General features: G+C 59.5%; 15 protein-coding genes. 1 reads left to right on the top strand and 14 read right to left on the bottom strand.

Annotation, left to right across the window (positions count from 1 at the left end; translation table 11 throughout):
* Positions 1-12: 12 nt before the first annotated feature.
* The 7 genes from JFT87_RS12900 to flhA all read right to left on the bottom strand — a co-directional run bounded on the left by JFT87_RS12900 (position 13) and on the right by flhA (position 8,832).
* Entirely contained in the window at positions 13-2,268 is a 2,256-nt protein-coding gene (locus JFT87_RS12900) for a chemotaxis protein CheA (protein WP_201201801.1), read from the bottom strand.
* Positions 2,269-2,321: 53 nt separating this feature from the next.
* Positions 2,322-3,110, bottom strand: coding sequence for a protein phosphatase CheZ (locus JFT87_RS12895; protein ID WP_201201800.1), 789 nt, complete (start codon positions 3,108-3,110; stop codon positions 2,322-2,324).
* Between the two features lie 22 nt (positions 3,111-3,132).
* Positions 3,133-3,504: a chemotaxis response regulator CheY gene (locus tag JFT87_RS12890; protein ID WP_201194993.1), complete on the bottom strand. Its 372-nt coding sequence runs from the start codon at positions 3,502-3,504 to the stop codon at positions 3,133-3,135.
* 168 nt (positions 3,505-3,672) lie between these two features.
* On the bottom strand, positions 3,673-4,413 hold the full coding sequence (gene fliA / locus JFT87_RS12885) for an RNA polymerase sigma factor FliA (RefSeq protein WP_085716996.1): 741 nt from the start codon (positions 4,411-4,413) through the stop codon (positions 3,673-3,675).
* Positions 4,410-5,240 (bottom strand): flagellar synthesis regulator FleN, encoded by an 831-nt coding sequence (gene fleN, locus JFT87_RS12880; RefSeq protein ID WP_003222917.1) that lies wholly within the window; start codon positions 5,238-5,240, stop codon positions 4,410-4,412. The genes fliA and fleN overlap by 4 nt, the downstream gene beginning before the upstream one ends.
* Positions 5,241-5,356: 116 nt before the next feature.
* A complete protein-coding gene (gene flhF / locus JFT87_RS12875) occupies positions 5,357-6,691 on the bottom strand; it encodes a flagellar biosynthesis protein FlhF (RefSeq protein WP_201201799.1) in 1,335 nt (444 codons plus the stop codon).
* 11 nt (positions 6,692-6,702) lie between these two features.
* The gene (gene flhA / locus JFT87_RS12870) at positions 6,703-8,832 is read right to left on the bottom strand and encodes a flagellar biosynthesis protein FlhA (protein WP_201201798.1); all 2,130 of its coding nucleotides are present in this window, start codon (positions 8,830-8,832) and stop codon (positions 6,703-6,705) included.
* A 675-nt stretch (positions 8,833-9,507) separates the two neighbouring features.
* Between flhA and JFT87_RS12865 the strand changes: the two genes are divergently transcribed.
* The gene (locus JFT87_RS12865) at positions 9,508-9,873 is read left to right on the top strand and encodes a DUF6124 family protein (protein WP_201201796.1); all 366 of its coding nucleotides are present in this window, start codon (positions 9,508-9,510) and stop codon (positions 9,871-9,873) included.
* Positions 9,874-10,146: 273 nt separating this feature from the next.
* Here the strand turns inward: JFT87_RS12865 and flhB are convergent, their stop codons facing one another.
* The 7 genes from flhB to fliM form a co-directional block, all read right to left on the bottom strand.
* Positions 10,147-11,286 carry a flagellar biosynthesis protein FlhB gene (gene flhB / locus JFT87_RS12860; RefSeq protein WP_201201795.1) on the bottom strand — a complete coding sequence of 380 codons (1,140 nt, stop codon included), beginning with the start codon at positions 11,284-11,286 and terminating at the stop codon, positions 10,147-10,149.
* Between the two features lie 3 nt (positions 11,287-11,289).
* Positions 11,290-12,072, bottom strand: a complete 783-nt coding sequence (gene fliR, locus JFT87_RS12855; RefSeq protein ID WP_201201793.1) for a flagellar biosynthetic protein FliR — start codon at positions 12,070-12,072, stop codon at positions 11,290-11,292.
* A gap of 3 nt (positions 12,073-12,075) precedes the next feature.
* Positions 12,076-12,345, bottom strand: coding sequence for a flagellar biosynthesis protein FliQ (fliQ, locus tag JFT87_RS12850; protein ID WP_201201791.1), 270 nt, complete (start codon positions 12,343-12,345; stop codon positions 12,076-12,078).
* A complete protein-coding gene (fliP, locus tag JFT87_RS12845; protein ID WP_201201789.1) occupies positions 12,342-13,100 on the bottom strand; it encodes a flagellar type III secretion system pore protein FliP in 759 nt (252 codons plus the stop codon). Before fliP ends, fliQ begins: the two co-directional genes overlap by 4 nt.
* Positions 13,100-13,579: a flagellar biosynthetic protein FliO gene (gene fliO, locus JFT87_RS12840; RefSeq protein WP_201201782.1), complete on the bottom strand. Its 480-nt coding sequence runs from the start codon at positions 13,577-13,579 to the stop codon at positions 13,100-13,102. The genes fliP and fliO overlap by 1 nt, the downstream gene beginning before the upstream one ends.
* Positions 13,580-14,038 (bottom strand): flagellar motor switch protein FliN, encoded by a 459-nt coding sequence (fliN, locus tag JFT87_RS12835; RefSeq protein ID WP_416195329.1) that lies wholly within the window; start codon positions 14,036-14,038, stop codon positions 13,580-13,582.
* A gap of 68 nt (positions 14,039-14,106) precedes the next feature.
* Complete coding sequence (gene fliM, locus JFT87_RS12830; protein ID WP_201201780.1) at positions 14,107-15,075, bottom strand: flagellar motor switch protein FliM; 969 nt, start codon at positions 15,073-15,075, stop codon at positions 14,107-14,109.
* Positions 15,076-15,084: the final 9 nt, after the last annotated feature.

Genomic DNA, 15,084 nt, shown 5'->3' with positions numbered 1-15,084 from the left:
GCCCCGCCAGAATCAAATACGCCGTGCGGCGTAACGCTTGAGCATGCTCGGGACATCGAGAATCAGCGCGATGCGGCCGTCACCAGTGATGGTGGCGCCGGACATGCCCGGGGTTCCCTGAAGCATTTTGCCCAATGGCTTGATGACCACTTCTTCCTGGCCCACCAGTTGATCGACGACAAAGCCGATCCGCTGCGTGCCCACCGACAGGATCACCACATGGCCCTCGCGCTGCTCTTCGTGAGCGGCGGAGCTGACCAGCCAGCGTTTGAGGTAGAACAAGGGCAGGGCCTTGTCCCGCACGATCACCACTTCCTGGCCGTCCACCACGTTGGTGCGCGACAGGTCGAGGTGGAAGATCTCGTTGACGTTCACCAGCGGGAACGCAAACGCCTGGTTGCCGAGCATGACCATCAGCGTCGGCATGATCGCCAGGGTCAACGGCACCTTGATGACGATCTTCGAGCCCAGGCCCTTGGTCGAGTAGATGTTGATCGAACCGTTGAGCTGGGAAATCTTGGTTTTCACCACGTCCATGCCCACGCCACGACCCGACACGTCGGAGATCTCGGTTTTGGTCGAGAATCCTGGTGCGAAAATCAGGTTGTAGCACTCGGTTTCGCTCAAGCGATCGGCCGCGTCCTTGTCCATCACACCGCGTTTTACCGCGATGGCACGCAGGACGTTCGGGTCCATACCTTTGCCGTCATCGGAGATCGACAGCAGGATGTGGTCGCCTTCCTGTTCAGCGGCCAGGATCACGCCACCGCCGCGGGCCTTGCCCGACGCTTCGCGCTCTTCCGGCGACTCGATGCCGTGGTCGACCGCGTTGCGCACCAAGTGGACCAGCGGGTCAGCCAGGGCCTCGACGAGGTTCTTGTCGAGGTCGGTTTCTTCGCCGACCAGTTCCAGGTTGATCTCTTTCTTGAGCTGGCGAGCCAGGTCTCGAACCAGGCGCGGGAAGCGCCCGAAGACTTTCTTGATCGGTTGCATCCGGGTCTTCATGACCGCGGTTTGCAGGTCAGCCGTCACCACGTCGAGGTTCGACACAGCTTTGGACATGGCCTCGTCGGCACTGTTGGCGCCCAGGCGAACCAAGCGGTTACGCACCAGTACCAATTCGCCGACCATGTTCATGATTTCGTCGAGCCGCGCGGTATCAACCCGCACGGTGGTCTCGGCTTCGCTGGCCGGCTTTTCCGGAGGCGGAGTCGCGGGAGCACGGGCCGGAGCCGGTGCCGCCGCGGCAGCCGGTTTTGGCGCCTCGGCTTTTGGCTCGGGCTTGGCTGCAGGTTTTGGCGCAGCAGCAGCCGGCGCTTTGGCGGCTGGCGTCGCCACGGCAGAGGTACTGCCCACGGCGGCGGTGCCCACTTCAGTGAACTTGCCTTTGCCGTGCAATTCGTCGAGCAGCGATTCGAATTCGTGATCGCTGATCAGATCGCTGCCGGCCGCCGCTGCAACCGGTGCGGCTGGCGCAGGCGCCGAGGCAATGGCCGACTCCAGCGCATCAACGGCAAAGTTGCCCTTGCCATGCAACTGATCGAGCAGTGCTTCGAATTCGTCGTCGGTGATGTCGGAGCTGTCACCCTTGGCCGGTGCCGCAGGTGCTGGCGCGGCTGGCGCAACAGCGTCCACCGCGAACTGGCCTTTGCCATGCAACTGGTCGAGCAACGACTCGAACTCGGCGTCGGTGATTTCGTCGCTGGCCGATGCATCGGCGGCCGGTGCAGGAGCAGCCGCCGGGGCCTCGGCCTGAGCCTTGACGGCATTCAGCGAGTCCAGCAGTTGTTCGAATTCGTTATCGGTAATGTCGCCCGACTCGCTTTCAGCGACCGGTTCTTCCACCGCGTCAGCAACCGGAGCCGCTGCATCGGCGCTTTGCGGCTCGGCCAGACGGGCCAGTGCCGCAAGCAATTCTGGAGTGGCAGCCGTGATCGGACTGCGTTCGCGGACTTCGGTGAACATGCCGTTCACTGCGTCCAGCGCTTCGAGAACCACGTCCATCAGTTCCGAGTCGACGCGTCGTTCACCCTTGCGCAGGATGTCGAACACGTTCTCGGCGATGTGACAGCACTCCACCAGCTCATTGAGCTGGAGGAAGCCGGCGCCCCCTTTTACAGTGTGGAAACCGCGAAAAATTGCATTGAGCAAGTCCGCATCATCCGGTCGGCTTTCCAGCTCAACCAGTTGTTCGGACAGCTGCTCTAGAATCTCGCCGGCCTCAACCAGGAAATCCTGAAGGATCTCTTCATCGGCGCCGAAGCTCATTAAGGGGGTGCTCCTAAGGTCTAAAAACCTAAAAAACCTGAAATTCTAAAACTCTAAAATCCTAGGCTGGATAACAAATCGTCCACATCGTCCTGACCGGACACAACATCTTCTCTTTTATCGGCATGAATCTGCGGACCTTCACCCTGAGAGAGATGTTTTTGCGGATCTTTTTCAGCAAGCATCGCTTCACGGTCATGTTCGATACCCGCAAAGCGGTCTACCTGACTGGCCATGAGCACGAGCTTGAGCAGGTTACTTTCAACTTCGGTGACCAATTGGGTCACGCGCTTGATCACTTGACCGGTGAGGTCCTGGTAATCCTGAGCCAGCAGAATGTCGTTCAGGTTGCTCGACACCACGCGATTGTCTTCGCTGCTGCGTGTCAGGAAACCGTCGACCCGCCGCGCCAGCTCACGGAACTCTTCAGCCCCGACTTCGCGACGCATGAACCGTCCCCAGTCGGTGCTCAACGCCTGGGCTTCATTGCTCAGGCTGTTGACCAGCGGCGTGGCGTTTTCCACCAGGTCCATGGTGCGGTTGGCAGCGGCCTCGGTCAGCTTGACCACATAACCCAGACGCTCAGTGGCGTCCGTGATCTGCGAAACTTCCTCGGCTTGCGGCATGTGCGGGTCAATCTGAAAATTGACGATCGCGCTATGCAGCTCACGAGTGAGCTTGCCCACTTCCTGGTACAGGCCGCGGTCACGGGTCTGATTGAGCTCATGGATCAGTTGCACAGCGTCGCCAAACTTGCCTTTTTCAAGGCTGTCGACCAGTTCGCGGGCATGTTTTTTCAGGGTCGACTCAAAGTCGCCCTGTGAAGATTCGTTATGGTCCATAGCTCCCCCGTGGCGCAGTTTCTCAACCGATGCGTTCGAAAATCTTCTCGATTTTGTCTTTCAACGCCTGGGCCGTGAAGGGTTTGACCACATAGCCGTTTACACCGGCCTGGGCCGCTTCGATGATTTGCTCGCGCTTGGCTTCAGCAGTCACCATCAGCACCGGCAGGTGCTTGAGTCTTTCATCGGCGCGCACGTGGCGCAGCAGATCGATACCGGTCATGCCAGGCATGTTCCAGTCCGTTACCAGAAAGTCGATGCTGCCGCTGTTGAGAACCGGAATGGCAGTGATGCCATCGTCAGCCTCGACCGTGTTGGTGAACCCAAGGTCACGCAACAGGTTTTTAATGATCCGCCGCATCGTTGAGAAGTCATCAACGATGAGGATTTTCATGTTCTTGTCCAATTCGACCTCCAAGCAGTCTTAAACGCGCCCAGCACCTGGACACGCCACTTCAATCAATCCGGCAAAGCACTCAAATGACTGTCTGGAGCACAACAGATCGAGACCGCTGCAGTTCAACACCACACCAGCCTCGTTCGCAGTGTCCCCACACTGCCTTCAGCGCGCTCGCCACTCCCCCAAACGCCCCCGCAAACGGGCCGCGCACTGGCTGTGTAACTGGCTGACACGCGATTCGCTGACCCCCAGGACCTCACCGATTTCCTTGAGGTTCAGCTCTTCGTCGTAGTACAGCGCCAACACCAGTCGCTCACGCTCCGGCAAATTGGCAATCGCGTCCGCCAACGCAGCCTGGAAACGTTCATCTTCCAGATCGCGTGACGGCTCCAGATGAGCACTGGCGCCGTCCTCATGCAGCCCTTCGTGTTCGCCGTCCTGCAACAGGTCGTCGAAACTGAACAGGCGGCTGCCCAAGGTGTCGTTCAAAATCCCGTAATAATCGTCGAGACTCAATTGGAGTTCGGCCGCAACCTCGTGATCTTTAGCGTCACGGCCGGTTTTAGCTTCAATCGAGCGAATTGCGTCGCTGACCATGCGGGTATTGCGGTGGACCGAACGTGGCGCCCAGTCCCCTTTGCGTACTTCATCGAGCATCGCGCCGCGGATTCGAATGCCCGCGTACGTCTCGAAACTCGCGCCTTTGCTGGCGTCGTATTTGGTCGATACTTCAAGCAGGCCGATCATCCCGGCCTGGATCAGGTCTTCCACCTGAACACTGGCCGGCAAACGTGCCAGCAAGTGGTAAGCAATGCGTTTAACCAGTGGCGCGTAACGCTCGATCAGCTCGTACTGCGAGTCACGTGCCGACTTCTTGTAGAGGTTGTAGCCACTGGCTGTCATAGGACGGGTCCTGCGGTCTGTTGCACGAGACGCTCGACGAAAAATTCCAGATGCCCGCGCGGGTTGGCCGGCAGTGGCCAGGTGTCGACCTTCTGTGCAATCGCCTTGAACGCCAGGGCGCACTTGGAGCGCGGGAAGGCTTCGTAGACGGCACGTTGCTTCTGCACGGCCTTGCGCACGCTTTCGTCGTAAGGCACGGCGCCGACGTATTGTAAGGCGACGTCGAGGAAGCGGTCCGTGACCTTGGTCAACTTGGCGAACAGGTTGCGACCTTCTTGCGGGCTCTGGGCCATATTGGCCAGGACGCGGAAGCGGTTCATGCCGTAATCGCGATTCAGCAGTTTGATCAGCGCGTAGGCGTCGGTGATGGAGGTCGGCTCATCGCAGACCACCAGCAACACTTCCTGGGCGGCGCGGACAAAACTGACTACCGAGTCACCAATACCGGCAGCTGTGTCGATCACGAGTACGTCGAGGTTGTCGCCGATATCGCTGAAGGCCTGGATCAGGCCGGCATGTTGGGCCGGGCTCAGATGAACCATGCTCTGGGTACCGGAAGCGGCCGGGACGATGCGAATACCGCCCGGGCCTTGCAACAGAACGTCGCGCAGCTCGCAGCGGCCTTCGATCACGTCGGCCAGGGTACGTTTTGGCGTCAGTCCCAACAGAACGTCGACGTTCGCCAGCCCCAGATCGGCATCCAGCAGCATGACGCGCCGGCCGAGCTCAGCTAGAGCCAGGGACAAGTTCACTGACACGTTAGTCTTCCCGACGCCACCTTTGCCGCCGGTCACCGCGATCACCTGTACGGGATGCATGCTGCCCATGTTATTTCTTTACCTTGTCTTGCATAGACGGAGGCCACATTACTGGCTGCGCGTTCATCAACTGAACAATGCATGGCAGACCATCGATGTAGGTACAAAAACTGTTCATTAGTACCTCAGCCAACCTGCTTGGTCGGGCTGTGGTAAATATCAGCGAACATGTCAGCCATGGCTTCTTCGCTGGGTTCTTCCTGCATTTGCACGCTGACCGCGCGACTGACCAACTGATGACGTCGCGGCAGATGCAAATCATCCGGGATACGCGGACCATCGGTGAGGTAAGCCACCGGCAATTCATGACTGATAGCCAGGCTCAACACCTCGCCCAGACTCGCCGTTTCATCCAGTTTAGTCAGGATGCAGCCAGCGAGCCCGCAACGCTTGTAACTGTGATAAGCGGCGGTTAGAACCTGTTTCTGGCTGGTGGTTGCCAGGACCAGATAATTTTTTGATTTGATGCCACGACCGGCCAGGCTTTCGAGCTGCATGCGCAATGCCGGATCGCTGGCCTGAAGGCCGGCAGTATCGATCAGCACCACGCGTTTACGCAGCAGCGGGTCCAGCGCCTGAACCAGCGACTGGCCCGGATCGACGTGGGTCACCGACACATTAAGAATCCGGCCCAATGTCTTGAGTTGTTCCTGAGCACCGATACGGTAGCTGTCCATGCTCACCAGCGCGATGTTTTGCGCGCCGTACTTGAGCACGTAACGGGCGGCGAGCTTGGCCAGCGTGGTGGTCTTGCCCATGCCGGCAGGGCCGACCATGGCAATCACACCGCCCTCTTCCAGTGGCTCGACTTCCGGTGTGGCGATCATCCGCGCCAGGTGCGCCAGCAACATGCGCCAGGCCTGACGAGGTTCTTCAATATCGGTAATCAGCGCTAGCAGATCGCGCGACAACGGGCCGGACAAGCCGATGCGTTGCAGGCGACGCCACAGGTTCGCCTGGGCCGGACGGCTGCCTTGCAACTGATTCCAGGCCAGGGAGCCGAGTTGCACTTCCATCAGTTCGCGCAGGCTGTTGAGCTCGAAACGCATCGAATCGAAGGCCCGTGGGTCAACGCCGCCGGAGGCTTGCGCAGGCGCCGGTGCCTGACGACGCGGCGCGGCGTAAGTCGGCTCAACCAATGGCTCGGCAGCGGTCAACGGCAAGCCGGCGAACAACTGGCGATTGGTGGTCTTGTCACCGTCGGTCTCGCCATCGCCGCGCAGGCTCAGTTCGGCCTGGGCAGTCACGATGCGCGACTGGGTCTTGCGCAGCTCATCCTCGAGTTCCATGTTCGGAACGCGCGGGGCCAGCGCCGACAATTTGTAATCCAGGGCTGCCGTCAGCTCGACACCACCGGCGATCCGGCGGTTGCCAATAATGGCCGCATCAGCGCCCAGCTCATCACGAACCAGTTTCATGGCCTGACGCATATCGGCGGCGAAAAAACGCTTAACTTGCATAAACCACTACCTCAGCCGTTGGGCCCTACTGTCGCAACGATGGTCACTTGCTTGTTGTCAGGAATTTCCTGGTAAGCCAACACATGCAAACCCGGGACTGCCAGTCGGCCGAATCGCGAAAGCATCGCGCGAACCGGACCGGCTACCAGCAGAATCACCGGTTGACCTTGCATCTCTTGACGCTGCGCGGCATCGATCAACGAACGCTGCAGCTTCTCTGCCATGCTTGGCTCCAGCAGAACGCCCTCTTCCGAGCCTTGTCCTGCCTTCTGAAGACTATTGAGCAATATCTGTTCCAACCTTGGCTCCAGAGTGATAACTGGTAGCTCCGACTCAGTCCCTACAATGCTTTGGACGATAGCGCGGGATACGCCGACGCGCACTGCGGCCACCAGCGCGGCAGTATCTTGACTCTTGGCGGCATTGTTGGCGATGGCCTCGGCAATGCTGCGAATGTCCCGTACCGGCACTTGTTCGGCGAGCAACGCCTGCAAGACTTTGAGCAACTGCGACAGCGAAACAACGCCCGGCACCAACTCTTCTGCCAGTTTTGGCGAGCTTTTGGCCAGCAATTGCATGAGTTGCTGCACTTCCTCGTGGCCAATCAGCTCACTGGAGTGTTTGTACAGAATCTGGTTCAAGTGGGTCGCCACTACCGTACTGGCATCGACCACGGTGTAACCGAGGGACTGGGCTTGGGCGCGCTGGCTGACTTCAATCCAGACCGCCTCCAGACCAAAAGCCGGATCTTTGGCGGTAATGCCATTCAGCGTGCCGTAGACCTGCCCCGGATTGATCGCCAGCTCGCGATCCGGGTAAATCTCGGCTTCTGCGAGGATCACGCCCATGAGGGTCAGGCGATAAGCGCTTGGCGCCAGGTCGAGGTTGTCACGGATATGCACAGTCGGCATCAGGAAGCCCAAATCCTGGGAGAGCTTCTTACGAACGCCTTTAATCCGCGCGAGCAACTGACCACCCTGATTGCGATCCACCAGCGGAATCAGGCGATAGCCGACTTCCAGGCCGATCATGTCGATCGGGGTCACGTCATCCCAGCCCAGTTCCTTGGTTTCCTGGGCGCGGGCCGGGGATGGCAGCAGCTCTTGCTGACGCTTGACCTCTTGCAAGGCCTGAACCTTGACCACGTTCTGCTTTTTCCAGAACAGGTACGCAGCGCCGGCCGCCAGGGCCGCCATGCTGAGAAAGGAGAAGTGCGGCATGCCGGGCACCAGGCCCATCACTGCCATCAGGCCGGCTGCCACCGCCAACGCTTTCGGCGAGGCGAACATCTGGCGACCGATCTGCTTGCCCATGTCTTCCGAGCCGGAAGCACGGGTCACCATGATCGCAGCCGCTGTCGATAACAACAGTGATGGCAATTGCGCCACCAAACCGTCACCGATGGTCAACAGCGCGTAAACCTTGCCAGCGTCGCCGAAGCTCATGCCGTGCTGGAAAATACCGACTGCCATGCCGCCGATCAGGTTAATGAACAGGATCAGCAGGCCGGCGATGGCGTCACCGCGCACGAACTTGCTGGCACCGTCCATGGACCCGTAGAACTCGGCTTCCTGGGCGACTTCCATCCGGCGCAGTTTGGCCTGGTTCTGATCGATCAGGCCGGCGTTCAGGTCGGCGTCGATGGCCATCTGTTTGCCGGGCATCGCGTCGAGGGTGAAGCGCGCGCTCACCTCGGAAATCCGCCCGGCACCCTTGGTCACTACGACGAAGTTGATGATCATCAAAATCGCGAAGACCACGATACCGACCACGTAGTTACCGCCGATCACCACCTCACCGAAGGCCTGGATCACCTTACCCGCGGCGGCATGCCCTTCCTGACCGTGGAGCATCACCACTCGCGTGGAGGCCACGTTCAGCGCCAGGCGCATCAGCGTCGCCACCAGCAAAATGGTCGGGAACACTGCGAAATCCAGCGGCCGCAAGGCGTAGACGCAGACCAGCAACACGACGATGGACAACGCAATGTTGAACGTGAAAAACACGTCCAGCAGGAACGGCGGCACCGGCAACATCATCATGGCCAGCATGACCAGCAGCAACAGCGGCACACCCAGATTGCCCCGACTCAAGTCGGCGACGTTAGCGCGAGCACTGTTGATTAACTGAGAGCGATCCACCGGTTTTCCCCGTTCCTTTAAAGCAAACTTTTGACGCCTGAAACAGACGCAGAGCGGCTACTGCAAGAAGCCTTCCAACTTTTGCCAACGGATGAAACAGAGAGGGTTGATCGGGGAATTTCTGCTGATCGGACCGCCGCCTTCGCGAGCAAGCTTTGCTCCTACAGATCCTGGATACGTCATAGAACTCGTAGGAGCAGAGCTTGCTCGCGAAGAGGCCAGCGAATTCGGCGAAAACCTCAGAAAATCCCGGCACCGCCCTAGCCGGAGAAGAACACCGTCGTTTCACGAGGACCTCCAACCGAGATTTTGCTTTTTAAACGCTGCTGTTTAAAAGACACCTCCAGACACGTCTCGCAGGCTACGCAACCTTGCGCCTTTGCCTACAAGTACGCCAGAATCGGCCGGCTTGTGCGCTTTGGGGCCGGGTTCTATCGTTTCCGGGTCGCTGACAAATCAGCGATCGGGTTTAGCGACCTGGACCAACTCAGTGCATCAGCGTTCGTGGCTTCGTTGTGGGACTTTTCGCCCGCAATTACGTTATGGCGGCTGTATGCGGGAGACCTTTGGGTCTACCGGTGTGCCTGAGACCGGTTCGCTAACCTGCGTACAGCTGCCACCTTCATCTGTTTAGCGACAGGTAAAGAGTGGCTCCATAAATTCAGGAGCTTCACCATGATCAAACCAACACCCAACCCACCCGAAACCGAAACCGACCTCACCTCCCCCTACGAATCCCTCGATTCAAAAAAACTCCACGAAGCCGCCGAGCGCGCCCTCGATCACTACCTCTGCCCGCCCGGGTCTGCTCCCATTCAACGCAAAACCCGCTCTATGTTCGCCGTCACCGCAGACTTCAAAAACGAAGAACTGTTGGCCAACGCCTGCGAAACCCTCGCCTCAGCCAGAACCATCGCCAATGACTTCGCCAACCTCATACCCGCATCACAACGCAGGACGCTGCTGGGCATTGCGCAATTGATCATGCTGGGGGAGTTGGCGGTGAATCGGGCGCTGGATAATCTCGAGCTGCCCGCCTGAGAAGTCAGACAAAAATCCGTGGCGAGGGGATTTATCCCCGTTCGGCTGCGCAGCAGTCGTGAAACCTGACACTCGGTATTCCCGAACGATAGAAGTCACAGGTTTTGGGGCTGCTGCGCAGCCCAGCGGGGATGAATCCCCTCGCCACAAGGATCTCGCAGGGGCTGGATTATCATTCGGACAGAAAAAGATCGCAGCCTTCGGCAGCTTCTACAGGTGGAATGCAATCCCGGTAGGAGCTGCCGAAGGCTGCGATCTTTTGCTTTTGATCGATCAGGAATCGCGGCGCAAATCCGGTGGGATCGGCAGGTCGTCCTTGAGCGGGTCCGGGCGCTTGCCCTTGCCGGCGCGGTGCTGGCGGATCTGGTAGACGTAGGCCAGTACCTGAGCAACCGCCAGGTACAAGCCGCCAGGGATTTCCTGGTCGAGTTCTGTGGAGTAGTAAATCGAACGCGCCAGGGCCGGCGATTCGAGCAGCAGTACTTCGTTGGCCACGGCAATTTCACGCATCTTCAACGCCAGGAAGTCACTGCCCTTGGCGATCAACATCGGCGCCCCGCCCTTCTCCGGGTCGTACTTGAGCGCGACGGCGTAGTGGGTCGGGTTGGTGATGACCACGTCGGCATTGGGGATCGCCGCCATCATGCGGCGCTGGGACATCTCGCGCTGCAGCTGACGAATTCGCTGTTTGACCTCTGGCCGCCCTTCCGAATCCTTGTGCTCGTCGCGCACTTCCTGCTTGGTCATCAGCAGCTTCTTGTGGCTTTCCCACAACTGCACCGGCACGTCGACCGCCGCGATGATGATCAACCCGCAAGCCATCCACAACGTACTCCAACCCACCACCTGAATGCTGTGGATGATCGCCGTCTCCAAGGGTTCGTGGGCGATGCGCTGCAAGTCAGCGATGTCCGAGGACAACACCGCCAGCGCCACAAACAAGACGATGGTGAACTTGGCAAACGCTTTGAGCAGCTCGACCAGGGCCTTGGTGGAAAACATCCGTTTGAGGCCGCTGAGCGGGTTCATCCGGCTGAATTTCGGCGCCATGCTGCTCGCGGAGAACAACCAGCCGCCCAGAGAAATCGGGCCGATGAGCGCTGCCAGAAGCAGGGAGATCATGATCGGCTGAATGGCCCACAAGGCAACCTGACCCGAGTGCATCAGGTAGTTGCCCATGGATTTCTGATCGAGGATCACCTCCCGCGGCAACGAGAAGTTAAGGCGCATCAACTCCATCATGTCTTGGGCCAGGACTCCGCCGAAAATCAGCAGTGCGCCAGCGCCGACGAGCATGATCGCCAGGGTATTGAGTTCCTTGGAGCGCGCCACCTCGCCTTTGTCGCGGGAGTCTTTCTTGCGCTTGTCCGTGGGGTCTTCTGTTTTGTCTTGACCGCTTTCGCTCTCAGCCATGGCTCAGTGCACCCGTGCCAGTTCGCGCAGAAACTGCAAGGCCTCCACGGCCATCGGCTGGTACTGGTTGAGAATGTCACCCAGGCTGATCCAGAGGATGAACATCCCGAGTACCAGGGTCAGCGGAAAACCAATGGAGAAGATGTTCAGTTGCGGCGCCGCCCGGGTCATCACGCCAAACGCGATGTTGACCACCAGCAACGCGGTGATCGCCGGCAAAACCAACACCAGTGCCGCCCCCAGCACCCAGCCGAGCTTGCCCGCCAGTTGCCAGAAGTTATCGACCATAAACCCGCTGCCGACCGGCAACGTGGTGAAGCTTTCGGTGAGGACTTCGAAGACCACCAGGTGGCCGTTCATCGACAGAAACAACAGCGTCACCAGCATGGTGAAGAACTGCCCGATCACCGCCACCGATACGCCGTTGGTGGGGTCGACCATGGACGCGAAGCCCATGCCCATCTGGATCGCAACGATCTGCCCCGCCACCACGAACGCCTGGAAGAACAACTGCAAGGAGAAGCCCAACACGGCGCCAATGATGATCTGCTCACCGATCAGCAGCAGCCCGCTCAAGTCCAGCGGATTGACCGGCGGCATGGGCGGCAACGCCGGCGTGATGACCACCGTGATCGCCAGCGCGAAATACGCCCGCACGCGCCTGGGCACCAGGGTTGTGCCGAAAATCGGCATGACCATCAGCAAAGTGCCGACGCGAAACAGCGGCAACATGAACGTCGCCACCCAGGTGCTGATCTGGGTATCGGTCAGTTGCAGCAGAGACATGACTTAGCCAATGACCATTGGAATATTGCCGTACAACCGCAGGATGTAGTCCATGAACGTCTGTACCAGCCACGGGCCGGCCACGATCAACGTCACCAGCATCACCAGCAGGCGCGGCAGGAAGCTCAAGGTCTGTTCGTTGATCTGGGTCGCGGCCTGGAACATCGCGACCAAAAGGCCCACGAGCAGGCTCGGAATCACCAGCACCGCAACCATCATGGTGGTCAGCCACAACGCATCCCGAAAGATATCTACGGCGACTTCTGGCGTCATGGCGAAACACCCCCAAAGCTGCTGGCCAACGTACCGATAATCAACGCCCAACCATCCACCAGCACGAACAGCATGATTTTGAACGGCAGGGAAATGATCAGCGGCGAGAGCATCATCATACCCATCGCCATCAGCACACTGGCCACAACCAGGTCGATGATCAGGAACGGAATGAAGATCATGAAGCCGATCTGGAACGCGGTTTTTAGCTCCGACGTCACGAACGCCGGCACCAGAATGGTCAACGGCGCCTGATCCGGCGTGGCGATGTCAGTGCGCTTGGACAAACGCATGAACAGCTCCAGATCGCTGGTGCGGGTCTGGGCCAGCATGAAGTCCTTGATTGGCACTTGAGCCTTGAGCACGGCATCCTGGGCGGTCATTTTCTCCGCCAGGTACGGCTGCAAGGCATCGTTGTTCACCCGGTCGAACACCGGCGCCATGATGAACATGGTCAGGAACAGCGCCATGCCGGTGAGGATCTGATTCGACGGCGTCTGCTGCAAGCCAAGAGCCTGACGCAGGATCGAGAACACGATGATGATCCGGGTGAAGCTGGTCATCAGCATGACGAACGCCGGAATGAAACTCAGCGCGGTCATGATCAGCAGAATCTGCAGGCTGACCGAGTATTCCTGAGCCCCGTTGGCGTTGGTGCCCAAGGTGATTGCCGGAATCGACAACGGATCGGCGGCGAGCGCCAGCGGCGCAACCAGCATCAGGGCCAGCGTCAAGACGATGCGTAGCGCACCCATTACTTCTTATCCTTCTGATCCTTGCCCAACAACTCCATCAGGCGCTGGGCAAACTCCGGGGTCGATTTTTCAGTCCCGCTCGGCACCTGCACTGGCTCCTTGAGCACATGCAACGCGGTGATGGTGCCGGGGCTCAGGCCAAGCAGGATCTGCTCGTTGCCGACCTGGATCAGCATCAAGCGATCACGCGGGCCCAGGGCACGGGAACCGATGATGTCGATCACCTGCCCCTTGCCGGCCGGCCCGGCCTGCTGGACCCGACGCAACAGCCAGGCGAGGAAGAAGATCAACCCCAGCACCAACAACAGGCCGAACACCAATTGCGTCAATTGCCCCGCCACGCCGCTGCTGACCGCCGGCGCAACGGCAGCCGTCGCGGTATTCACCGCGGCAGTGGCCGTCGCAATCGGCTCGGCCGCCATCACGCTGAACGGCAACGCCAGCAGCATTCCCGGCAAAGAACCCAGAACCTTTTTCACTTAGCGCAGCTTCTTGATGCGTTCGCTTGGGCTGATCACGTCAGTCAGGCGGATGCCGAACTTCTCGTTGACCACAACCACTTCGCCGTGAGCGATCAGCGTGCCGTTGACCAGCACGTCCAGCGGCTCACCGGCCAGGCGATCCAGCTCGATGACCGAACCCTGGTTGAGTTGCAGCAGGTTACGGATGTTGATGTCGGTGCTACCGACTTCCATGGAAATCGACACCGGGATGTCGAGGATCACGTCCAGGTTCGGACCGTCGAGGGTCACCGGCTCGTTGTTCTTCGGCACGCTGCCGAACTCTTCCATCTGCAGACGGTTGGACGCCGAGCCACCGGTATCCGCGGCCAGCAAGGCATCGATATCGTCCTGGCCGGCGTCACCGGTTTCTTCCAGCGCAGCAGCCCATTCATCAGCCAGTGCCTGGTCGTCCTGGGCGTTCATATCGTCGTTCATCATGTGTCCTCGGCGGACCGCTCTTCAACTCGAAGCGGCCAGTGTTAAATGGGGGAGTTAAGCGCCGATCAACGGCGCTCGATCGGCTCGATCACTTGCAACGCGAGGTTGCCTTTGTGCGAACCCATCTTGACCTTGAACGCAGGCACGCCGTTGGCGCGCATGATCATTTCTTCCGGCATCTCGACCGGGATAATGTCCCCCGGCTGCATGTGCAGGATGTCGCGCAGACGCAACTGACGACGGGCCACGGTGGCGCCAATCGGCACGTCGACATCGAGCACGTCCTGGCGCAGGGCGTTGACCCAGCGCTCGTCCTGGTCATCGAGGTCCGACTGGAAGCCGGCGTCGAGCATTTCACGCACCGGCTCGATCATCGAGTACGGCATGGTCACGTGCAGGTCGCCGCCACCGCCATCGAGTTCGATGTGGAACGTCGAGACCACAATCGCTTCGCTCGGGCCGACGATGTTGGCCATGGCCGGGTTCACTTCCGAGTTGATGTACTCGAAGTTCACTTCCATGATCGCCTGCCAGGCTTCTTTCAAATCGACGAACGCCTGCTCCAGCACCATGCGCACCACACGCAGCTCGGTCGGGGTGAATTCACGCCCTTCGATCTTCGCGTGACGGCCATCGCCGCCGAAGAAGTTGTCCACCAGTTTGAACACCAGTTTGGCGTCGAGGATAAACAGAGCAGTGCCGCGCAACGGTTTGATCTTGACCAGGTTGAGGCTGGTCGGCACGTACAGCGAGTGCACGTATTCGCCGAACTTCATCACCTGCACGCCACCGACGGCAACGTCTGCCGAGCGACGCAGCATGTTGAACATGCTGATGCGGGTGTAGCGGGCGAAACGCTCGTTGATCATTTCCAGGGTCGGCATGCGTCCGCGGACGATCCGATCCTGGCTGGTCAGGTCGTAACTTTTGACGCTGCCGGGTTCAGCAGCGTTATCGGTCTGTACCAGACCATCGTCGACGCCATGCAACAGCGCATCGATCTCATCCTGGGACAGCAGGTCCTGCACGGCCATGTCGTGTTC

This window comes from Pseudomonas sp. TH15 (assembly GCF_016651105.1).
In the GTDB taxonomy this organism is placed as follows: Bacteria; Pseudomonadota; Gammaproteobacteria; order Pseudomonadales; family Pseudomonadaceae; genus Aquipseudomonas.
This window is presented reverse-complemented; position numbering and strand designations above follow the sequence as displayed.